This window comes from Thiothrix eikelboomii (assembly GCF_900167255.1).
Taxonomy (GTDB): Bacteria; Pseudomonadota; Gammaproteobacteria; order Thiotrichales; family Thiotrichaceae; genus Thiolinea; species Thiolinea eikelboomii.
Map to the genome: position 1 here is coordinate 51,529 of NZ_FUYB01000020.1, position 21,567 is coordinate 73,095.

The following is a 21,567-nucleotide window of genomic DNA, read 5'->3' on the forward strand; positions in this document are numbered from 1 at the left end:
TCGTTTAATCTGCGGCTTGCAGTTGAATCGTCCGTAGGTTTTCATCACGATGATGATTTTTGAGCTTGTCTTTGTGTTTCAGCACTTGGCGATCCAGTTTGTCGCAGAGTGCATCAATGGAGGCATACATATTATCTTCTTTAGCATTGGCGTAAATCTGATTACCACTGACGTGAATGGTCGCTTCAGCACTATGCAGGGTCTTATTTTCTACTTCCAGAATAACGTGCACATTGAGGACTTGATCAAAATGGCGCTTGATGCGCTCAAATTTCTCTTTGATATAGCTATTTAAAGCAGGAGTTACTTCAATGTGATGACCGGTAATTTCTAGTTGCATGTGCAGACTCCTTAAAACAAGGTCTATAAAAATAGCCAACCCCTTAGGGGGCTGACTCAGGTCGTCACCAGGCCCTTCCGTTCATGCGAGGACGGTATAGACATGGCTTCACGATACTTGGTAACTGTGCGCCGTGCGACATTGATGCCTTGCTCCTTGAGTAGCTGAGTGAGGCCGCTATCGCTCAAAGGTGAGCGTGCATCTTCTTTCGCAATTAATTGTTTGATCATGGCGCGAATGGCAGTGGATGAGCAACTAGATCCGGTATCGGTGTCTAGTTGACTAGAAAAGAAATATTTGAATTCAAAGATCCCCCGAGGGGTATACATGTATTTGTTCGTGGTGACGCGAGAAATAGTCGATTCGTGCATTTCCAACTCTTCAGCAATATCACGTAAAATCAGCGGCTTCATGGCCTGTTCTCCATATTGCATGAAAGCTGATTGGCGTTCAACTATCGCTTTTGCCACATTCAAGATTGTCGTGTTACGGCTTTCAAGGCTACGAATGAGCCAGCGTGCTTGCTGAAGATTGTTTTTTAGATAATGTGAGTCGCTACTGGTCTTAACCTGCCCAATCAGGTCTGCATACATTTGATTGATTTGCAGCTCAGGCGTGACTCGCTGATTCAACGACACAACCCAAGCATTACGCAATTTATGCACAAATACATCTGGTGTGATGTAGTCGGTGGCGGTGTCAGAGAAGGCATTGCCGGGTTTCGGTTGTAAGGTTCTTAGCAAAGTAATCGTTGCCTCGAAAGTGTCTTGATTGATTTTTAATCTCTTCTGTATTTCTTTATAGTCGCGTTTCTCTAATAAGTCTAGATGCTTTTCGACTAAACTGACCGCTAGTTTTTGTAACTCACTGGCGGGCTGCCGATACAATTGAATCAGTAAACACTCACGTAAATTACGCGCAGCAACACCGAGCGGATCAAGATGTTGAATATATTTTAAAACCGAGGCCACATCCTCTAATTCGATGGGTAGCTCATCCACTAGGCTTGCTAAAATATCCTCAATAGATTCGCATAAATAGCCTGCTTCATCCAATGACTGCACAATAGTCAAGGCGATGCGTTTATCGATATCGGAGAGTTGGCTCATGGTGATTTGCCACAATAAGTGTTCTTGCAAATCTTCAGAAAAGCTACCTTGGTTTTCTAAGAAAGACTGGTTATCACTGTCACTATCTTGATGGCTGCCTGCTCCTGTGCTGCTGTCATAAACATCATCCCAAGCAGTATCCAGACTCAAATCTTCGGGAATATCGCTCTCCATCTGGCTGCTAGTGTCAAGCTCACTGAGGGCAGTTAGTTCTTGCTCTGGATCATGCTCACTGAGGCTTTCAGTGCTGGCAGCTGGGAGTTCAGCCTGAGTGGAGGCTTCTGCTAAGTACACATCGCCGTTTGAATCAGCGTCCTCAGCCAGTTGCAATAAGGGGTTTTCTTCAAGGGCTTGCTGAATTTCTTCCTGTAGTTCGATAGAGGAAAGTTGTAACAAGCGAATAGCCTGCTGCAACTGAGGGGTCATGGACAATGTTTGTCCAATACGAATATCGAGTCCTTGTCTGAGCATTAGTTATTCTTTTTTCCAGATTGAACAGTTGGGTCGCACCATAAGTCACATGGTAGCCCTAAATCCACACAACTGCAAAAATGCCGCATCGGTGGTAAATCCTCAGTGAAGCAGCGGGGGTTAAAGTTGAAACTTATCACCTAAATAAACTTTACGGGCTTGTTCATTGTTTAAAATCTCATCCGGTGAACCTTCAGTGAGGATACGTCCTTCACTGAGGATATAGGCTCTGTGGCAAATACCAAGGGTTTCGCGCACATTATGATCTGTGATGAGCACGCCAATATTCCGCGCTACTAAATGGCGAATGATTTTTTGGATTTCTAAAACAGAAATCGGATCAACTCCAGCGAAGGGTTCGTCCAGTAAAATAAATTCGGGTTCGGTAGCTAAGGCGCGGGCGATTTCAAGACGGCGACGCTCACCGCCTGATAAGCTAATGCCTAAGCTGTCGCGTAAATGATTAATTTGAAATTCGGCTAAGAGTTGCTCCAGTTTTGCTTGGCGCTGGTTGCGATTAAGATCTTTGCGTAGTTCGAGGATGGCAAGAATATTTTGCGTCACCGTTAGTTTGCGAAATACACTCGCTTCTTGTGCTAAATACCCAAGACCTGCTCGCGCCCGCTTATGCATCGGTGCTTGGGTAATATCATGATCATTAATAAAAATTTTGCCGCCATCAACCCCCACTAAGCCGACAATCATATAAAAGCATGTGGTTTTACCCGCCCCATTCGGACCTAATAAACCCACCACTTCGGCACTATGTACTGCTAGATTAACATCCTTGAGAATTTGGCGTTTTTTATAGTTTTTTTGTAAGTGTTCAGCCCGTAAAATAGCCATAGCAAATTATTGTGCTTTATTCGTAGGGTAGAAAATAGCTCGGACTCGTCCCGGCTTTTCGCCCGCCGCTGTGGCTTGACCTCCGGCTTTGAGTTCGCCACTTGCAATAGAATATTCAATGTGATTACTCGCAAAATTATCTCGATCTTGGCTGAGGCTTGCATCCCCATCCATGACTAATTTCTTTTGAGTGACCAAATATTGCACCGTTTTCGCACGCCCTAGGGTCTGCTTGCCACTGTCCATGGTTTGTTGAAAATTAACTGGCGAACCGGTGGCTTTAATCAGTTGGATTTCATTGCCGGGGGCAGAAATTTCAATCCGGCTGGCACGAATACTCAGAGTACCTTGTTTAATTTCTACATTGCCTGCATACACAGCCGTGCCCGCTTCTTTATTAAACACCCCCGAGTCTGACTCAATCGTCACCGGTTTTTCGACATCGGTGCTGAGTGCTTGGGCCGTTAAGCCGGTGCAGAATAGTAGGCAAACGAGTAGTTTAAGGGGCCGCTTGATAGGTTGATTTAACATTAGCATTTAGTCTCAAATAAGCCTCGTCCAGTTTAGCTTCTAGCCCGGTTCCTTGTAAAACCAATTGTGGGCTAGTGATGCTCACCGCTTGATCGGTACTGACCTGTTGATCAGCAAAGCGGTAATGTAAAAAAGAGGTTTGCAAATCAAAAGCATGCTCTGCCTGACTCGCCATCTGTAAGCGCACATTCCCATTCAGATCGGCCTCTTGGGTAGCATGATGTAGCACCGCTTCATCAGCGGTTAACGTGGCTGCATCGACTGCTTGCGTGGCTTGGGTGTCTTTACTGATAATGCGCGGCATCACAATCTGACTGACCTTCGTGTCTTGCGAATACGCTAGATACAAGCCATCTACTGTATGACTGACGCTCCCACTAGCCGTGATCGCACTTAAGCTAAAGTCGGTGAGATAATAATCCACTGCCACATAATCTTGCTGGGTCGGCTCGAGGTCAGGGCGGGCTAAATAATCTTCTAAATTATGCAGCAGGATGACAACTAATAAGACACTGACTAGAACTAGCAAAAATCTCATTGCAAATAACGGTCTAAAATCGTCTGTAGTTCACCTCGTGCGTCCAATAACATTTCACAGGCCTCACGTACTGCACCGCGCCCGCCGGATAAATGACTAACCCAAGCGGCATGTTGCTTCACAAAAGGATGGGCATCTGCAACCGCAATCGCTAAGCCGACTTTGGTCATCACGGGTAGATCCACCACATCATCACCGATATAAGCAATCTGATCGGCGGTAAGACCTGTTTGCGCAAGTAAGGCTTCAAAGGCAGGGCGTTTATCCCGAAAGCCTTGAAAAACTAGTTCAGCCGGAATATTTAAGTTGCGCGCTCGATGTTGAACTAGTTCAGATTGTCGCCCGGTGAGCAAGGCAACTTTTATACCTGCCTCTTGCAACATGCGTAGACCGTGACCATCGCGTGAGTTAAAGGCTTTATATTCTTGACCATGATTATCATAAAACAGGCTGCCATCAGTGAGTACGCCATCCACATCAAGGATCAAGAGTTGAATCTGGCTGGCCAGCTCTTTAGTTACTTTCATTAAACAATTCCTGCGCGTAATAAATCATGCATATGGATAATACCCACTATTTGCCCTGCCTGCACTACAGGCAACACCGTGATACTATGCTCTTGCATTAGATTTAAGGCGGTGACCGCGAGTTCATCTGGGGCAATGGTATGTGAGCTGGTGGTCATTAACTCAGCGATGGGGCGACCTTGCAAATCACGACCATGATCAAACGAGCGCCGTAAATCACCATCGGTGAAGACACCTAGCAAATATTCACTTGCATCGACAATGGCAGTCATACCGAAACCATGTCGCGTCATTTCTAAAATAGTTTCTCGAATATCAGCCTCAGGCAGGACTCTTGGGATTTGCCCTTGAGTATGCATGAGATCGCGTACATGCACTAATAAACGTTTACCTAAGCGCCCACCGGGATGTGAGCGTGCAAAATCATCGGCTGTAAAACCACGTACTTCTAAGAGAGCAATCGCTAAGGCATCCCCCATGACTAAGGTGGCGGTGGTACTTGAAGTCGGAGCGAGACCTAAAGGGCAGGCTTCTTGGTCAACTCCGGTATAAATATGAAAGTCAGCTAATTGTGCCAATTCAGATTCTGGATTGCCTGTCATCGCAATTAGCTTGATTTTTAGACGGCGTACCACCGGCATAATGGCTAGGATTTCTTCACTAGTGCCGGAATTAGACAAGGCAATGATTACATCACCATCAACGATCATGCCTAAGTCACCATGACTCGCCTCACCGGGATGCACAAAAAAAGCCGGAGTCCCTGTACTGGCTAAAGTGGCGGCTATTTTACTCCCGATATGCCCGGACTTGCCCATCCCCGTTACAATCACCCGCCCACGACAGTTCAGAATGGTTTCACAAGCCCCTACGAATTGATCATCAATTCGCTCAGGTAAAGATTCTAAGGCGCTAATTTCGGCAGTAATCACCGCGCGCGCCAAGGCTTTCATGTCTTTAGCAGCATGCATCGCAACTGAATTCTCACGTTTTTAGAAGAGCGCACTATAGCAGGACACAGCGCTATAAACCCAATACGGTTATAGTTATGCCGTTATTCAGTAAGAGTAGGGATGCTAGCCGTGCTTAAGGCAGCTGGCTTTTAGCTGACGTATTTTATGTAAAGAGTCTGCTAAGCAACAGACTCTTTAAGTCGGACACTTCACTCAAGTTTTAAGAGTAGAGCTTAGGTGCTCCTACTTGCTCATGCAGGGCATTGCAAGTAGTAGGCGATAAATTCAAACCTTGAGCCAATTGGCTTAAGTATTGCGCTTCGGTTCGGCTATCTAAGTCGATGGCCGCGAGCGAAATAGCATAGATTGCTTGTCCCATGCCTTGTGGAATACTCTGTACAAAGCCCGCGACATTTAAAGGTGCTTCAAATTCACGACGAATGAAATCAGCTTCAGAATCATTGATATTCCCTAATTTGCTAATAATGCGTTCTTGCTCTTGTGGATCAATTGTACCATCTGCTTTGGCGGCATTAATCATGGCACGAATCATTAGGCTGGCTTGTTGTTCAGCGGCTTGCTGATTGGGGATTAACTGACTACTCAAATCAGGGACATTGGGGTTTTGGCCTTGCATATATTTGCTAACGGCAGCCGTTAATAGATCGGCTAAACCACCACTTGCTTGCCCTTGTCCGGCTTGCGTTTGCTGGCCGCCCATTAAGCCACCGAGAAGGTCACCTAAACCACCGCTTTGGCCAGTAGAGGGTTGTTGTGCTCCACCGAGGAGGCTGCCTAAGACATTGCCTAAACCACCTTGGCTTGAGTTTGAATTTGCGGATTGACCACCACCCAACAAACTCCCTAACACATCGTTCAAACCGGTTGGGTTTTGACGATTGGTTTGTCCCCCAAGGAGACCACCTAATACATCGCCTAAGCCGCCTTGATTTGAATTATTCTGTGCTCCACCTAAGAGACTCCCGAGGACATCTGCCATCCCGCCACCTTGGCGGCTTGTGCTACTGCCACCGAGTGCAGAACCGAGGATGTTACCCAGTACGTTACCGGCAGAACCACCCGATAAAGCGCCACTGCTTAACAAACTGCCGAGAATCTTGATTGCATCCATTGGGACTGATCCTTTCTTAAAAGAGTTAATAGTTTTTTGGTGCTACCGACCCCGCACCTTTCGGTACAATCGTCGAGATAGCACTTTTCATAATGAGCTGGGAGCTTGCCGCATCGCGGTTTGAGGCCAGCATTACTGAGAATTGATCATAAGCAATGATAAACCCTTCCAATTTGATTCCGTTGACGAGGAAACAAAAGACAGGGGCTTGGCTTTTTGCCAGATCATTTAAAAAAGTTTCTTGCATAGAATCTGCCATGATTTTGATTTGTCGCAACATTATACGCATGCGTTCAAGGCAATTTAAACCGTTTGTGATAAATGGCCTTAAGTTTTCTCTGTCGATGTGACAGAGCATTTGGCTAGTGTCTCAAACTGACAGATTATTGGCAAACTTGTCTTAATTGGGCGCTGTAAATTTTATTAATAATTAGGCAGGTTTTTAAAAAGTGCTTGATAAATAAAGGCTTACCTAATTGGCATATCAAATGCAAAGAACTATTCAGAATAGAATGTCAGAACGGTGCAACCTCCGCCACAACCCCCGGTGGCTTAAGACCCCCACTCCTCATTTAGGAGTGGGGTTATTTTTTTGCCTAAATTGGACTTAGGCTGCGTAAGGATGTCTTAAAATAATCGTCTGATCACGATCCGGGCCGGTAGAAATAATGTCTACTGGGGTCTCTACCACTTCTTCTAAACGTTTTAGATAAGCTTTAGCATTGGCAGGTAACTCATTGTAACGGGTTAGGCCAAATGTCGATTCTTGCCAACCCGGTAACTCTTCATAAATCGGTTGGCAACGCGCAAATTCTTCAGTAATCACTGGAGGTACTTCAAAAACTTGCCCTTCTAACTGATAACCTGTGCAGATTTTCACGGTTTCCAAGCCATCCAGTACATCTAGCTTAGTAATGCACAAACCACTCACACTATTAATTTCCATAGCTCGCCGTAAAACCACGGCATCAAACCAACCGCAACGCCGTGGACGCCCGGTAGTTGCACCAAATTCATTGCCTTTTTGGCCTAAATATTTGCCGACTTCATCAAATAATTCAGTTGGGAAAGGTCCTGAGCCAACTCGAGTGGTATAAGCTTTAGTAATGCCTAGAATGTAATCAATATGCCGAGGGCCAATCCCTGCACCTGTACAAGCGCCACCTGCGGTTGTATTGGAAGAGGTTACATAAGGATAAGTTCCATGATCAATATCCAGTAAAGTCCCTTGTGCACCTTCCAGCATGATGTCTTTACCTGCTTTACGCAGTTCAGAAATCCGATAGGGTACGTCAGCAATCATTGGGCCTAAGGCTTCCGTCATGGCTAAGGCTTGATCTAAAGTCTGTTGGAAATCGACGGTCTCTGCTTGATAATAGTGTTTCAGGGTAAAATTATGAAAATCGAGAATTAAGCGCAGTTTGGCCTCAAACTCAGTTGCTTGGAATAAATCGCCTACCCGTAAACCTCGGCGGGAAATTTTATCTTCATACGCAGGGCCAATTCCCCGTCCTGTTGTGCCAATGGCTTGATTGCCCCGCGCCCGTTCCCGTGCAAGATCCGAGGCAATATGATAGGGTAGAATTAATTGGCAAGCTTCAGAGATCCGTAAATGCTCCCGCACTGAAATGCCTTTTGTTTCTAGTGTATTAATTTCTTTTAATAAAGCTTCCGGCGAAAGCACCACTCCATTCCCAATCATACATTCGACATTTTTACGTAAAATGCCCGATGGAATCAGATGCAACACGGTCTTTTCGCCACCAATGACTAAAGTATGTCCAGCATTATGCCCACCTTGAAAACGTACCACTGCAGCGGCATTTTCAGTTAGTAAGTCGACTATCTTACCTTTGCCTTCGTCACCCCATTGAGTGCCTAGAACAACAACGATTTTACCCATGACTTTCTCGCTTTAAACTTCCGTAATAATCCATTCGTTGCCGTGCTTAATTAGTTGTTGTCCGCAGCCTGCATCCTGCGGGGTTTTCACGGTATCCCCTTGTAATTGCCGAATAATCCACTGCCCTTGGGCGCGTAATTGCTGGATAGTTTGGCTTAAACAAGGATCAGTATCAGCAGGTGCAAATATTTTCGTGGGTTGTGGTGCTTGAGCTTGCCAATAGCGAGTTAATACCCTTAAATCTGTACTAAAACCCGTGGCAGGGCGCGCCCGTCCAAAAATTTTGCCAATGCCATCATAGCGCCCACCTCGGGCGATCTCTCGGCCGCTGCCTTGGGCGTAAGCCGCATAAACGATCCCTGTATGATAGTCATAACCGGATAATTCGGTTAGGTCGACATGAATCCGGCAATCTGGGAATTCTTGTTGAATGCGGGCGACTAAAGAGGCTAAATAAGCTAATGCGGCTTGTACTTCTGGGTTAGCTGCCGCTAAAACGAGGCTGGCTTGCTCTAGTAGGTCGGGTTTGCCGTATAAGCGGGGCAATTGGCGTAGCATCTCTGCTTCAGCCGCTGGTAACTTGGTCGCGGCTAGCCAAGCGTCAATATCGGGCAAGGACTTGCGCTCTAGCATGTCAAAGAATATTTTTTCTTGTTGAGCCGTTAACCCGGCTTGGGCGGCGAGGCTGCGAAAAATATTAACATGCCCAATATCTAAAGTAATCTGCGGAACTTGGCACTGTTTCAGTGTGGTCAGTAAGAGAGCCAGTACTTCAAAATCACTGTCTTCTCCAGCATGCCCGAATAATTCAGCCCCAACTTGCAAGGGGGAACGTGAGCCATCTTCATTAAATGCACGGGTGCGCAGCACGCTACCGATATAACACAAACGATTGGGGTGCTCAGTTTTGAGTTTATGGGCATCAATTCGAGCGATTTGTGGGGTCATATCAGCGCGAATGCCCAATGTGCGCCCGGTGAGTTGATCCGTTACTTTAAAAGTTTGCAGATCAAGGTTGGAGCCGATCCCGGTATTCAAGGATTGCATATATTCTACCAAGGGTGGCATGACCATTTGGTAGCCCCATGTGGCATAAATGTCCAAAAGATGACGGCGTAAATTTTCTAAACGCCAGGATTCTTCAGGCAATGCTTCGCTAATCCCGTCTGGTAGCGCCCAGTATTGGTCAGTCATTGGCATGGTTGATTAATCAGTTAGAAACAGCAAGAGAATACCAGCTATAACACAAATTAGCCCAAACATCCTTAGGGTTTTTTCAGGATAGTTGAGAATTTGTGCATATACTTTTTTAAGCTGATGAGGACTGATGAAGGGCAACAAGCCCTCAAGGATTAACAAGAGGGCTAGTGCATTAACGAGGTCTGACCAGTCAATATTCACTGAGCTGGTGTAGCAGGTGTAACGCCACCTGTGGAGCTTTTAAAGTAACGGAAAAACTCTGAGCTTGGTTCTAAGACCATCGTAGTCTCAGCATTTTTACCCATCGTTTTCTTATAAATATCAAGGCTACGATAGAAGGAATAGAATTCAGCATCACCTTGATAGGCTTGGCTGTAAATCTCGGCTGCTTTCGCATCACCTTCACCGCGTAGTTTTTCAGCGTCCCGATAAGCCTCCGCTTTAATGACGGTGGCATTACGATCAGCCGTGGCTCGAATTTTCTCGGCCTCGGCTTGACCGCGTGAGCGAAAATCTTGGGCGACCCGCATCCGTTCAGAACGCATCCGGTTAAAGACCGATTCGCTGACTTGATCAGGGAAATCAATCTTACTGACCCGCACATCCACAATCTTGATGCCTAATTGCTTAGCCGCTTCATTCGATTTTAGCTCTAAACCTTGCATGATTTGATCACGTTGCTCAGTCAGAGCTTGCTCAATGGTGCGCCGGCTAAACTCATTGCGTAAACCGTCTTTCATAATATCGCCTAAACGATTTGAGGCGTCGATCATGCGTCCACCATTGGTGGCACGATAGAAGGTTGATACATCTTCAATTTGCCATTTCACAAAGAAATCGACTAAGACGTATTTCTTCTCACCGGTTAAAAAGCGTTCAGCCTTAGATTCGTAAGTGAGTATTTGGGCAGGAAACTTCCTCACCGTATTCATAAAAGGAATTTTGAAATGCAAACCGGGCTTAATCTCTGCATCAACAATTTCGCGGAATGCGAATTTAATCGCCTGCTCGCGCTGATCCACAGTATAGGCGGTTGCATAAATGCCGACCGCTACTACCACTAAACCGCCAAGCACGAGTTGTTTAGTTTCAATCATTGGCGACTCTCCCGTGTTTGACCAGGGCTTAAGGGGCGTTGCTGGCGCATATCGGTATTCCCGCCTGCATTGCTCGTCGTGGGTGTCGAGCTATCGGTACTCACGGTAGCAGCGGACGCGATAGCCGCAGTTGGTAAGTCAACGGTTGCTGATTTCGGGTCGACAGGGATATACAACATATTATTGCTGTTAGCACTATCCACTAATACTTTGCGTGAGCCACTCATGACGGTTTCCATCGTTTCTAGATATAAGCGCTCACGAGTAACTTCAGGGGCTTTCTTATATTCAGTGACTAATTGAGTGAAGCGAGCCGCATCACCTTCTGCACGGGCAACCACTTGCTCACGATAAGCATTGGCTTCTTCAATTAAGCGAGCCGCCTGACCGCGTGCATCGGGTAAGACTTTATTGGAGTAGGTTTCAGCTTCATTTTGAAACCGATTCGCATCTTCACGCGCACGGTTGGCATCATCAAACGCATCCTTGACTGCATCTGGCGCTTCGGCATAGGTGAGGTTGACTTTGATAACCCGTAAACCTACTTGGTAATTATCTAAAATAGTCTGCATGAGCTTTTGGGTTTCAACCGCGATTTGCTCACGACCTTCACCTAAGATGTAGTCCATTTTGCTGCGCCCAATGACCTCACGGGTTGCACTGCGCATGGCTTGATAGAGTGTACCTTGAGATTGATTGGCTAAATCATCGGCTTTGAGTACATTAAAGGTATAGTCTTCGGCATCGCTGACTTGATACTGTGCAGTCACCGCGATCTCAACAATATTCTCATCTTGAGTGAGCATATTACTGGTATCTTGAGCGCTGCGATTTTGGGCAACATCGACATATTCAATCCGCTCAATGGGCGTCGGTAAATGCCAATGTAAGCCAGGGCCACTCGTGGTTTGATAAGCACCAAAACGTAAGACCAAGGCTTCTTCACGAGCATCTACCATGTAGAAACCAGAGAATAACCAACCGGCAATTAATAGTCCTAAAATAATAAACACGCCCTTATAGTTAGCGGGACCATCGGGTTCGTTACCGCTAGAGGGCTTTTTATTAAATAAACCGCTGAGCTTTTGATTGATCTTCTTAACTAACTCATCAGCATCGGTCGATTTATTGGTCGGTTTGTTTTTCCCTGTCCAAGGGTCTTGATTATTACCACCCGGCTCATTCCAGGGCATAAGAAACTCCTAAAAACTAGTTGGATTGTCCGCAAGCAACTGAGGCAGAGACATGATTTTTACAAAGCGAGCATTGTAAGCAGGCTATCGAATACTAGCAACCTTGTAGCTAACCACAGGAGCATATCAAATTCATCAAGATAAAGTTGAACACACCTGAGAAAATTAGGGTCGTATCCCGCTATAATCGAAAATTAACGGTATAGCTAGGAGGAAAAAATGCAAGTTCAAGCTCAAGTGGCGACGGAACATTGGGTGTTGCGTGAGGATCAACAGGGTATTTGCACCTTAACTTTAAATCGACCGGATAAATTTAATGCCTTATCCGCTGCCATGATTGCAGCCTTGACAGCACACTTAGACGCTATCCGTGAAGAGCCTACAGTACGGGTCGTGGTGATTAAAGCGAATGGCCGTGCTTTTTGCGTGGGACATGATCTAAAAGAAATGCGCCAAGCGAATGACCCACAACGGATCAAGCAATTATTTAGCGATTGCGGTGGCATGATGCAGCGCATTGAGCATCTGCCACAGCCCGTGATTGCGAGTGTGCATGCGGTCGCAACGGCGGCGGGTTGTCAGTTAGTGGCAGCTTGTGATTTAGCGATTGCGAGTGAGTCAGCCAAATTTGCAGTATCAGGGATTAATTTAGGTTTATTCTGTTCAACCCCCGCCGTAGCCTTAAGTCGTAATCTTGGGCGTAAACCCGCCTTAGAAATGTTGCTGACTGGGGATTTTATTGATGCGGCGACTGCGAAAACCTATGGTTTAGTGAATCAAGTGGTCGCGGCTGAGCAACTTGAGCAAGCCGTTGTTGCAATGGCTGCAAAAATTGCGGCTAAGCCCCCTGCAGCAGTCAGCATGGGCAAGCAATTATTTTATCAGCAACTTAATCAACCTTTAGCCGAGGCTTATCAGCTTGCGAATCAAGCCATCACCTGTAATTTTTATTTAGAGGATACTCTGGAAGGTGTGGATGCCTTTTTGGAAAAGCGCCCGCCAAATTGGCAGTTCTAACCAATAGAAGCCCTAGTCGTGCTTTAGATGAGTTGCAGTCCCACTTGCAGTAAGATGAGGATTTTTTCCTGTGAGGTTCTAATGGTAAGCGTTCAGGTGAAATGTCCGTCCTGCCAAGGTGAGTGGGTCTACCGCCATGGCCAAGCCCGGAATGGTCTTCAACGCTACCGCTTTGCCACCACTGTTTCCAGCTGGAGTATCAGTATGAAGCCAACAAATCGGGCGTGACTGATTGCCGGAGGACAAGCAGCTCGTTACCAAGACGTTCATCCAATACATTGAACGCCAGAACCTCAATTTCGCGGGATAACATAATCGGCAATTTACGTGGGCGCTTTGCCCCTAAATCATGCACGTTATTGGGTTTGTGGAAATAGAAGAAACGGGCTATCCAACCACGATAAGTTTGTTCGGTGCGCATCGCGTAATTTTTAAGGCGCACTGCTTTGACAACTTCCGCTAACGCAGGTTGATAACGTTGGTAAAGCTCATGGGAACAACGCTCTTCACCTTCGAGCATTTCCAGCCCTTCTAGACCTGCGAGGGCATCGGTGTAATCACGGGCAACCGTGGCGTGATTGGCATCTAACTTTTTCGCGGACGCTGACCAGTATTCCCAATCGAAATTGTTTGCCCAGCTTTTTTTCAATGCCAGACAAAACAGAATCCGTATAGTATCGACGACTTGACCAAATTGCCATGCTTTCAGGTTGACTTCACGCCCTACTTTGGTGAGATATTCCTCTACTTGTTGGGCTGTATGGGTGCGGATATGGTCGTCTGGAAAGTAGGCAATATACTGTTTAGTACGCAATACATACCACGTCACATATTTTTGACTAATACCTTGTTTAACAAGAAAAAGTGTGTAATTTTCCAAAATTCATGGGAATACGAAGTTGCCGGTGTTGCGGGGCTTCGTGTATGCTTTTTATCCATTAATATTAGCTGAATTTTGGGGACACGCTTTATGATAATGCCAGATTATGCGGAAGACTGTACGAACCAGATAGGCGGCGTGTGCTCACCGATTGAGCGCAGGCTTCCTATCCTGATATTCCAGAACGCCGCCTAATAAACTGTTAGAATTTGACGCACCAATAACTAATCTCATAAACCACATAAAAGAATATTTACAATGGAACGTGATCTATATCGCTTTGTTAGTTTCTTTGAGTTATATGATTTATTCACAAAGTCCCAACTCAAAATGAGCCGTTTATCTTTAATGAGTGACAAAAATGAGGGTTTAGGTGATGTTTTAAAATTCCAAGAATCCATTGCATATAGCTGGGATGTTAGAAAACAAGAAAAATTTATTGAGTTTCACGAGAGTGTTAAAGGGAGAACATACATCTCATCTTGGACATCAGAACCTGATCTTATGGCAATGTGGTTACTTTACTCTCAAGATAGTTCTTCCATCAGAATAAAAACCAAACAGACTAAACTAAGAAAAGTTTTACATGATTTCTGGGAAAATAACTATTGGACTAAACACATTGACTCAAAAGAAGGTACTATTCAGCTCGATGGCATTGCGACGGTAGATAATGTTGATTATATTTCATTTGAAGAAATCTCAAATAAAATAAAAGAAAAATATAAACAATATTACAAAATGATAGAAGACAATGTTAAAGAATCAGGGAGCTTTTTTCCAAGTGCCGAGATTCAAGAGCATATGCAAAAAACAGTTATCGAATCCAATTTTGGCACAATTCTAAAAGATAAAGCATATTCACACGAAAAAGAAGTTAGAGCTTTTTTCAGTGTTTGCTTAAGAAACAAAATAACTAGAGAAGAATATAAAGAATTAGTTTCAAAAGATAATATGTCTGCAATTTTCGGAACTGCGACGAGTGATTATCCTACTCCTGATAAGTTACCAAACATTATCAAAATTCCAATAGAAAGTGATTTTGTCGAGAGCATATGCTTTGATCCGAGAATGCCTACATACAAAAAAGATGTTTATCTAGATTTATTTTCCCCGCACCTAAAAACAATTGAAATTGAAGAAAGTTTTGTCTTTGGTTACAAACCTGAAAAACATAAATTTTCTGTAGATGATTAAAAATTCTAACAACTCATTCGACGACGGACGGCGTGACAGCCCGCAATTCTTACTTTCTACTCCCCGCGCCGCCCGTCAATTCAGACGTTGGCATCATAAATAAGCGTGCTACTACTTAAGGAAATAGATTTTGATTGACTTTAGTAAGATAGGAACTGGTAATACTGTTGATACAGTGCTACCACCTCGTGAGGTTTTTAATGCATTACCACATAAAAATGCAGAAAAATTCCAGTACCCACGAGATGTTCAATCACAAGTCTGGGCTAAATGGTTTACTAGGCGAGATAATGATAGCCTAGTAATAAAAATGAATACAGGAAGTGGCAAAACAATAGTTGGACTTTTAATTTTAAAAAGTTGTTTAAACGAAGGAAAGTCTCCGGCTGTTTATATTTGCCCAGATAAGTATTTAGTAAAGCAAGTTATTGACGCATCGAAAGAGCTTGGAATTGAAGTAACCGATGATGTTAATTCACTAAGATTTCTGTCAGGCAAAGCAATTTTAGTTGCTAATATTTATAAACTTGTAAATGGCAAGTCAGTATTTGGTGTTGGTGATGAAGGATTAAAATTAAAAATATCAAGCTTAGTTATTGATGATGCTCATGCTTGTTTGGAAACTGTTGAAGATCAATTTACGATAAATATTCCACAAAACGCTAATGCTTATGTTGAAATTTATTCAATTCTTCGTGATTCAATTCATAGCCAATGTGAATCTAAAGCTGTTGAAATAGAAAATAAAGATCCAACTAGTTATTTACAAGTTCCTTACTGGATATGGCAGGATAAAATTTCTGAAATAACAGAAATCTTAGTAAAACATAGCAGTGAAGATTTCCTAAAATTTGTTTGGCCTCTGGTTAAAGAAAATCCCAAACTAAGTCACTGTGTTATAGATGCATCCGGCATTGAAATATCTCCTCCTGCAATTCCAATTCATATGATTCCGAGCATTGTTGATGCTGATAGAAAAATATTCATGACTGCCACTTTAGTTGATGATTCTATTTTATCTAGTCACTTTGGCGTAAATGAGCAATACATAAAAAACCCGATTGTACCAGATTCTGCCGGTGATATTGGCGATAGAATGATATTACTCCCACAAGTAATAAATACTGAAACATCAGATGATGATATTAAGAAATACTGTCATGCACTCTCAAAGGATATAAATGTCGTTGTAATAGTTCCTTCTATTAATCGAGCAAATTATTGGAAAAATGCAGCAGATGCAATTTTAATGTCGGATAATTTAAATGATGGAGTAAAAAAATTAAAAAGTGGTCATGTTGGATTAACTGTTCTTGTTAATAGATATGATGGAATTGACTTGCCGGGAAATGCTTGTCGAGTTCTTGTTATTGATGGATTCCCAGATGTTAGAAGAAAAATTGATAAAGTTGAGCAGAGTATTCTTCTTGGCAGCACACGTCACGTAAATCAAGTTATTCAAAGAATCGAGCAAGGAATGGGGAAAGGAATTCGCTCGAATGATGATTATTGTGTAGTTTTTTTAGTAGGTAAAGACTTGACTAGCCAACTTTATTCACAAGGAGCTATCGAAAAGCTATCCCCAGGAACAAAAGCGCAACTTAGATTATCCGAACAGATTTCAGAACAGATTTCAGAACAAATTAAAGGAAAGGAAATATTTCAGTTAACAGATACTATTAAATATTGTCTCACTAGAGCAGATGAATGGGTTACGGCAAGTAAAGGTGTCCTTGCTAGTTTAAAGTACTCAGAAGAAAATAATCTTGATAAAATGACTCTTATTTTGAGAAATGCCTATGATTATGCGTCAAAAAATGATCCTGTCAAAGCTGCTGATATATTGAATAATTTGGTTAATGAAATTACGAATAAGAAAGAAAAAGGTTTTCTTAAACAGATAGTTGCCACATATATAAATTTATTTGATAAATCAGAGGCCCAAAAACTTCAAATGTCTGCGGTAAATGATAATAGAAGAGTATTAAAACCGATTGAAGGCATTCAATATCATAAAATCGCCGGAAATATTTTTGATCAAGCCGTATCTTGTAGCAACTATTTAAGCAGTCGGCATAATGATCCAAATAAATTAATAATTGAAGTAAACGGAATACTTGAAGGTCTACAGTTTAAAGAAGGAACTTCTAATATTTTTGAAGAAGCATTTAAGAATATTTCTCGATACCTAGGCTTTGAAAGCCAAAGACCAGAACAAGAGTATAAGAAAGGACCAGATGTTCTATGGAAAGTTGGCGAATTAAATTACCTAGTAATTGAATGCAAAAATGAAGCAACTGCATCAACCATTAGTAAAGATTACTGTAATCAACTCAATGGTTCTGCTACTTGGTTTGAGACAAAATATGACAATACGTGTACATACACTCCGATTATGGTACATCCATCTATCATATTTGAATATGCAGCTTCTCCAAATCCAAAAATACGGATAATAACAAAAGAAAAAATGCTTCAATTCAACAATTCAGTAAAAAACTTTATTAAGGCATTAGCAAGCAACAATGAGATCGGAAACCAAACTGCGATAAGACAGAAACTAATATCATATAAATTAAGAGCTGGTGACATAGTAGAACTTTATACAACTACTTTTACAACAAAAAACCAATAAAGAGCCAACGAGTGGTTCGACGACGGACGCGGTGACAGTCCGCGACTCCGATTCACTGACTCCCCGCCGCGCCCGTCACACGAGACGTTGGCTTTATAAAATGACGATAAGCAGCACCAGATTTAAATACCGAATAAAGATGAATTCATCATGCGCTAACGCGAGAAAAATCGTGCCAGATTCAAACGCTGAAAAAATGGGATTCATGCGCCGCGTTGATACGCGGGAAAGCGCGTGCCATGTTCATTCGTGCCAACCGAGGTAACTGTTCACGGGGTTAACTTATTGATTCATAATCAGTTAATTTTAAAAAGCTATACAATTTAGCCAGTTTTGGATGAATTTCGTGACTTTATCAAGACTTCAATTCTTTCAACCAATTGAAATTAAAAGATAAAACTTTTTCACTACCCCCCCTATGTGTCAATCTCCGCTGAGACCACCCCGATAGCGAAATAAATGTAGAATCGGGTTAAGACACAGGAAGCAAGACGATGCCGAAACCAACCAGTGAATTACCGGACAACCAAGTAGTGCCGAACCCACGCTATGAAAAGCGCACGTACCGCTATTTCAGTGCAGCGGATAAGAAACGCATCCTTGCCGAGGCTGATGCCTGCGCCCACGGCGAAGCGGGTCTGGAGAACAGCCCTGCGGGACGCAAACCGTCAAAAGACAGCAAAGACAAAGCCATTGATGCCCTGCAACGCGAGAAAGCCAAGCTGGAACAACGTCTACAGGTGGCGGAAGGCTTATTGGAACTCCAAAAAAAAGCCTTCACGCTATTGGATCACCTGAACAACGTGAGCCGCTCATGAGTATCCTGCTGGAAAGCCGTCCCCCGGATGTCTCCATCCGTGCAGGTTGTGCCGCCTTGGCGTTATCCCGTGCCAGCTATTACCGCTATAGCAGCAGCCAGACTGCCATGGAGGTAGTGGCAAACGACGCGGTATCTGACACTGTGCCAGCCTCTGATGAACCGGCAAGGGTTGCGGAAACCACCGTTGTCGTTGCAGCCGCCGTTACCGTCCGCGCTGTCCCAGACAACGCCCTGAGTGCCGCCGAACAAGAGCAGGTACTGCCGGTACTCAACAGTGGACGCTTTGCTGACCAACCCCCTGCTGAAGTGTATGCCACGTTGCTGAGCGAAGGCGTGTATTACTGCTCCGTCAGCACCATGTACCGCCTCCTGCGCAAAGCTCGGCAAACCGGGGAACGCCGTCCCCAACGTCAACCTCAGACGCACGCCATGCCGCGCCTGCGAGCCACCCGCCCTAACGAAGTGTGGACGTGGGACATCACCAAATTAGCGACTGAACAACGCGGTGTTTACCTGTCACTGTATGTGGTGCTGGACTTGTACAGCCGTTTCATCGTCGCCTGGATGGTCTCCCGCAAGGAGAACAGCCACCTAGCCAAACAACTGATGCAGGAAGCTAGCACCCGTTACCGCATTGGCTTGGGGGAACTCACCCTGCACCAAGACCGGGGAGCGCCCATGACGGCGCACGGCTACCTCGACCTGATGGCAGAACTGGAGATCACCTGTAGCCACAGCCGCCCACGGGTCAGCAACGACAACCCGTTCAGCGAAAGCCAGTTCAAGACCTGTAAGCAACAACCCGATTACCCCGGACGCTTCGCCAGTGTCAGCCCTGCGCGGGAATGGTTTGCCGACTACGTGGAATGGTACAACTTCAACCACCAACACAGTGGCTTAGCTTTCTTCACGCCGGAACAAGTATTCACGAATCGGGTGACCGAAGTAGCTATCTGCCGCCAAACAGCACTGCAAACCGCTTATGAGACCACCCCAAAACGATTCATCAACGGTGTGCCTGTCGTCAAGTTGCCGTCCAAGGAGGTGTGGATTAATCCGGCACATCCTGACGAAGCGGATGAAATCATAGCGGTGAGTTTCCCTACATTATCGGCTGCCAAAAAAGCCCGTTTGTAGTTTTATTTTTTAACAGACTGGTCTCAATTTGCTTGACACGTTCCGGGGGCATTATCAGCAGCCGCAAAATCGAAGCGGCGTGCCGTGAGAATATGTTGTTCATTGCGATTTCTGGTGACAGCCAGCCGCATTTCACCACGCTGGCGGCGTTCATCGCCAATGCAGGGGAGTTGATCGCCAAACTGTTTGCCCAAGTGCTGCTGATTTGTGACCGCCAAGGCTTGATCGGGAAGGAGATGTTTGCCATTGACGGGGTGAAGTTGCCCTCCAATGCCAGTAAAGAAAAGTCGGGCACTCGCGCTGACTTCCTGCGCCAAGCCGAACGCATGGAAAAAGCTGCCGCCAAGATCATCGACACACACCAACAAGCCGATGCCAGTAAAACGGATGCGGCGGCAGCCCAGCGCGAAGCCAAACAACTGAAACGCCTGCAACGCGAAGCCAAACAGTTACGTGATTGGCTGTCAGACAACCCCAAAGACCGCCAAGGCGCCAAAGGCAGTATCCGCCTGTCCAACCGCACCGACAACGAATCGGCCAAAATGGTGACCAGTAAAGGCGTGGTGCAAGGCTATACCGGCGTGGCAGCCGTGGATTGCCACTACCCAATCATTGTCGAAGCCCAAGCCCACGGCACGGGGTCGGAACAGGAACTACTGATGCCGGTGGTCAATGCCACTGCCCCCCTGCGCACCCCCGAAACGGTGATCGCTGCCGACAACGGCTACCACAGTGAAGCCAACCTCAAAGCCTTGGCGGAAGCCGGAATTGATGCCTACATCCCCGACAAGGATTACCGGCAACGCGATGAACGCTATGTCGATCAGAACGTGCATCAGCAAAAACCTGACCCCTTGTGGAACAAATGCCCCAAGCCCAGCAAAGCCAAAACCTATAAACCCGCCGACTTCCCATTAGCCGCTGACCTTAGCCATTGTCTTTGCCCGGCGGGAAAACGCCTTTACCGTACTGGCAAGAATTGCACCCTAAATGGCTATGCTTCGGTACGTTTCCAAGGCGCGTTGCGTGACTGTGAACCCTGTACACAGCGTCCCCAATGCCTGAAAGACCCGGCAAAAACCCGCGCTCGGCAAGTCACTTTCCTGCAAGGCAAGCGCGATGACACCCCCAGCCATACCGATTTGATGAAACCCAAAATCGACTCCGACCTCGGCAAACGCATGATCACCCAACGCTTCGCCACCGTCGAACCCGTATTTGGGAACTTGCGCGGCAACAAACGCCTGCACCGCTTCACCTTGCGCAGCAAAGCCAAAGTGGACGGGCACCTGATGCACAACCTCGAAAAGCTGGCACATCACGGGTATGCCGCATGAAGGGAGAAATGATGCAGCCAAACACGCAAAAATGCACCGTATTGAGCGTATCAGGTGGCATTCAGGGCGTTATGGGGAAGCAGGAAGTTGGCAACGGTGAAGAAGCCTGTCCGCCGCGTGGGGTGTTCAAAAAAATGACTGCCCGGTCTGGATGGGCTGATCAGATTCGGGTTTTTCTACACCCTCGTTAGGCAATTCACAAAAAGGTAGTGCAAAATGGCACGCAAAAAAAGCGGATTCAAAATCAATACTGGAAAATGGGGAAAACCCACAAGCATCCGAATTGGTCAACGAGGTAAAGGCAATATCAACATATCCAAAAAGGGCGTTAAATATAATCCAGGATGTGGTTTTGTTATTTTACTTGGCATAATAATTACTTTCGTCAGTGCAGCATCACTTAACCTTTATCATAATCAAAATTTACGCTTGCGGGTCATGTATTCAACCAGTTGAACGAGTGTCTAGCGATATACTCACCGACGACCTTATCATGTACCTCGACCGACCTAGAAAAACAAATCGTCTTCCGCGCTAAGCGCTTTAAATGAGTTCTCAAGTTCAAATTCTGTCGCTCAATGCTCTGAGTGTAACGTTTAGTGATGAGATGTTGATCCTCTGGCAGTAACCGTTCATAAGCCCCCCAATCATCGGTGCAATACAAGCGAAAGGTGAATCGCTCTAATAAGCCAAGCAGTTGCTTC

At 45.1% G+C, this 21,567-nt stretch carries 24 protein-coding genes; 8 read left to right on the top strand and 16 right to left on the bottom strand.

What is annotated here, in order from left to right:
• Positions 1-4: 4 nt before the first annotated feature.
• The 14 genes from hpf to hflK all read right to left on the bottom strand — a co-directional run bounded on the left by hpf (position 5) and on the right by hflK (position 11,840).
• Positions 5-340, bottom strand: coding sequence for a ribosome hibernation-promoting factor, HPF/YfiA family (hpf, locus tag B5D50_RS16135; protein WP_078923687.1), 336 nt, complete (start codon positions 338-340; stop codon positions 5-7).
• A 56-nt stretch (positions 341-396) separates the two neighbouring features.
• Positions 397-1,920, bottom strand: coding sequence for an RNA polymerase factor sigma-54 (locus B5D50_RS16140; protein ID WP_078923688.1), 1,524 nt, complete (start codon positions 1,918-1,920; stop codon positions 397-399).
• A 120-nt stretch (positions 1,921-2,040) separates the two neighbouring features.
• Complete coding sequence (gene lptB, locus B5D50_RS16145; RefSeq protein ID WP_078923689.1) at positions 2,041-2,766, bottom strand: LPS export ABC transporter ATP-binding protein; 726 nt, start codon at positions 2,764-2,766, stop codon at positions 2,041-2,043.
• A gap of 6 nt (positions 2,767-2,772) precedes the next feature.
• Entirely contained in the window at positions 2,773-3,297 is a 525-nt protein-coding gene (gene lptA, locus B5D50_RS16150; RefSeq protein WP_078923690.1) for a lipopolysaccharide transport periplasmic protein LptA, read from the bottom strand.
• A complete protein-coding gene (gene lptC / locus B5D50_RS16155) occupies positions 3,266-3,826 on the bottom strand; it encodes an LPS export ABC transporter periplasmic protein LptC (protein ID WP_159448657.1) in 561 nt (186 codons plus the stop codon). The genes lptA and lptC overlap by 32 nt, the downstream gene beginning before the upstream one ends.
• 5 nt (positions 3,827-3,831) lie before the next feature.
• A complete protein-coding gene (gene kdsC, locus B5D50_RS16160) occupies positions 3,832-4,362 on the bottom strand; it encodes a 3-deoxy-manno-octulosonate-8-phosphatase KdsC (protein ID WP_078923692.1) in 531 nt (176 codons plus the stop codon).
• Positions 4,362-5,333 (bottom strand): KpsF/GutQ family sugar-phosphate isomerase, encoded by a 972-nt coding sequence (locus tag B5D50_RS16165; RefSeq protein WP_078923693.1) that lies wholly within the window; start codon positions 5,331-5,333, stop codon positions 4,362-4,364. The genes kdsC and B5D50_RS16165 overlap by 1 nt, the downstream gene beginning before the upstream one ends.
• Positions 5,334-5,535: 202 nt before the next feature.
• On the bottom strand, positions 5,536-6,447 hold the full coding sequence (locus tag B5D50_RS16170; protein WP_078923694.1) for a DUF533 domain-containing protein: 912 nt from the start codon (positions 6,445-6,447) through the stop codon (positions 5,536-5,538).
• Positions 6,448-6,472: 25 nt separating this feature from the next.
• A complete protein-coding gene (hfq, locus tag B5D50_RS16175; protein ID WP_234975904.1) occupies positions 6,473-6,694 on the bottom strand; it encodes an RNA chaperone Hfq in 222 nt (73 codons plus the stop codon).
• Between the two features lie 360 nt (positions 6,695-7,054).
• Positions 7,055-8,350 (bottom strand): adenylosuccinate synthase, encoded by a 1,296-nt coding sequence (locus tag B5D50_RS16180; RefSeq protein ID WP_078923695.1) that lies wholly within the window; start codon positions 8,348-8,350, stop codon positions 7,055-7,057.
• 12 nt (positions 8,351-8,362) lie between these two features.
• A complete protein-coding gene (locus B5D50_RS16185; RefSeq protein ID WP_078923724.1) occupies positions 8,363-9,544 on the bottom strand; it encodes an ATP phosphoribosyltransferase regulatory subunit in 1,182 nt (393 codons plus the stop codon).
• Between the two features lie 12 nt (positions 9,545-9,556).
• Positions 9,557-9,751 (bottom strand): DUF2065 domain-containing protein, encoded by a 195-nt coding sequence (locus B5D50_RS16190; RefSeq protein ID WP_200807117.1) that lies wholly within the window; start codon positions 9,749-9,751, stop codon positions 9,557-9,559.
• Positions 9,748-10,647 carry a protease modulator HflC gene (gene hflC / locus B5D50_RS16195; protein WP_078923696.1) on the bottom strand — a complete coding sequence of 300 codons (900 nt, stop codon included), beginning with the start codon at positions 10,645-10,647 and terminating at the stop codon, positions 9,748-9,750. Before hflC ends, B5D50_RS16190 begins: the two co-directional genes overlap by 4 nt.
• On the bottom strand, positions 10,644-11,840 hold the full coding sequence (hflK, locus tag B5D50_RS16200) for an FtsH protease activity modulator HflK (RefSeq protein ID WP_078923697.1): 1,197 nt from the start codon (positions 11,838-11,840) through the stop codon (positions 10,644-10,646). The genes hflC and hflK overlap by 4 nt, the downstream gene beginning before the upstream one ends.
• A 219-nt stretch (positions 11,841-12,059) precedes the next feature.
• Between hflK and B5D50_RS16205 the strand changes: the two genes are divergently transcribed.
• Both B5D50_RS16205 and B5D50_RS20885 read left to right on the top strand, forming a co-directional pair.
• Entirely contained in the window at positions 12,060-12,857 is a 798-nt protein-coding gene (locus tag B5D50_RS16205; RefSeq protein ID WP_078923698.1) for an enoyl-CoA hydratase, read from the top strand.
• A gap of 81 nt (positions 12,858-12,938) precedes the next feature.
• Complete coding sequence (locus B5D50_RS20885; protein WP_159448658.1) at positions 12,939-13,085, top strand: IS1 family transposase; 147 nt, start codon at positions 12,939-12,941, stop codon at positions 13,083-13,085.
• Here B5D50_RS20885 and B5D50_RS16215 read toward each other — a convergent pair.
• Complete coding sequence (locus tag B5D50_RS16215) at positions 13,057-13,671, bottom strand: phage integrase N-terminal SAM-like domain-containing protein (RefSeq protein ID WP_078923700.1); 615 nt, start codon at positions 13,669-13,671, stop codon at positions 13,057-13,059. The genes B5D50_RS20885 and B5D50_RS16215 overlap by 29 nt on opposite strands.
• Positions 13,672-13,995: 324 nt before the next feature.
• Between B5D50_RS16215 and B5D50_RS16220 the strand changes: the two genes are divergently transcribed.
• The 6 genes from B5D50_RS16220 to B5D50_RS20225 all read left to right on the top strand — a co-directional run bounded on the left by B5D50_RS16220 (position 13,996) and on the right by B5D50_RS20225 (position 21,319).
• Positions 13,996-14,934, top strand: a complete 939-nt coding sequence (locus B5D50_RS16220) for a DUF2971 domain-containing protein (RefSeq protein WP_078923701.1) — start codon at positions 13,996-13,998, stop codon at positions 14,932-14,934.
• A 130-nt stretch (positions 14,935-15,064) separates the two neighbouring features.
• On the top strand, positions 15,065-17,569 hold the full coding sequence (locus B5D50_RS16225) for a DEAD/DEAH box helicase family protein (RefSeq protein ID WP_200807118.1): 2,505 nt from the start codon (positions 15,065-15,067) through the stop codon (positions 17,567-17,569).
• Positions 17,570-18,063: 494 nt separating this feature from the next.
• Positions 18,064-18,387, top strand: a complete 324-nt coding sequence (locus B5D50_RS16230) for a hypothetical protein (protein WP_078923703.1) — start codon at positions 18,064-18,066, stop codon at positions 18,385-18,387.
• Positions 18,384-19,526, top strand: coding sequence for an IS3 family transposase (locus tag B5D50_RS20220; protein WP_143594392.1), 1,143 nt, complete (start codon positions 18,384-18,386; stop codon positions 19,524-19,526). Before B5D50_RS16230 ends, B5D50_RS20220 begins: the two co-directional genes overlap by 4 nt.
• Before the next feature lie 32 nt (positions 19,527-19,558).
• The gene (locus B5D50_RS16240; protein WP_078923704.1) at positions 19,559-20,863 is read left to right on the top strand and encodes a transposase; all 1,305 of its coding nucleotides are present in this window, start codon (positions 19,559-19,561) and stop codon (positions 20,861-20,863) included.
• 216 nt (positions 20,864-21,079) lie between these two features.
• Complete coding sequence (locus tag B5D50_RS20225; protein ID WP_143594394.1) at positions 21,080-21,319, top strand: hypothetical protein; 240 nt, start codon at positions 21,080-21,082, stop codon at positions 21,317-21,319.
• On the opposite strand, the gene B5D50_RS16250 is transcribed toward B5D50_RS20225, so the two are convergent.
• A partial coding sequence (locus B5D50_RS16250) for an IS1 family transposase (RefSeq protein WP_234975906.1) occupies positions 21,300-21,567 on the bottom strand: 268 nt, incomplete at its 5' end. The genes B5D50_RS20225 and B5D50_RS16250 overlap by 20 nt on opposite strands.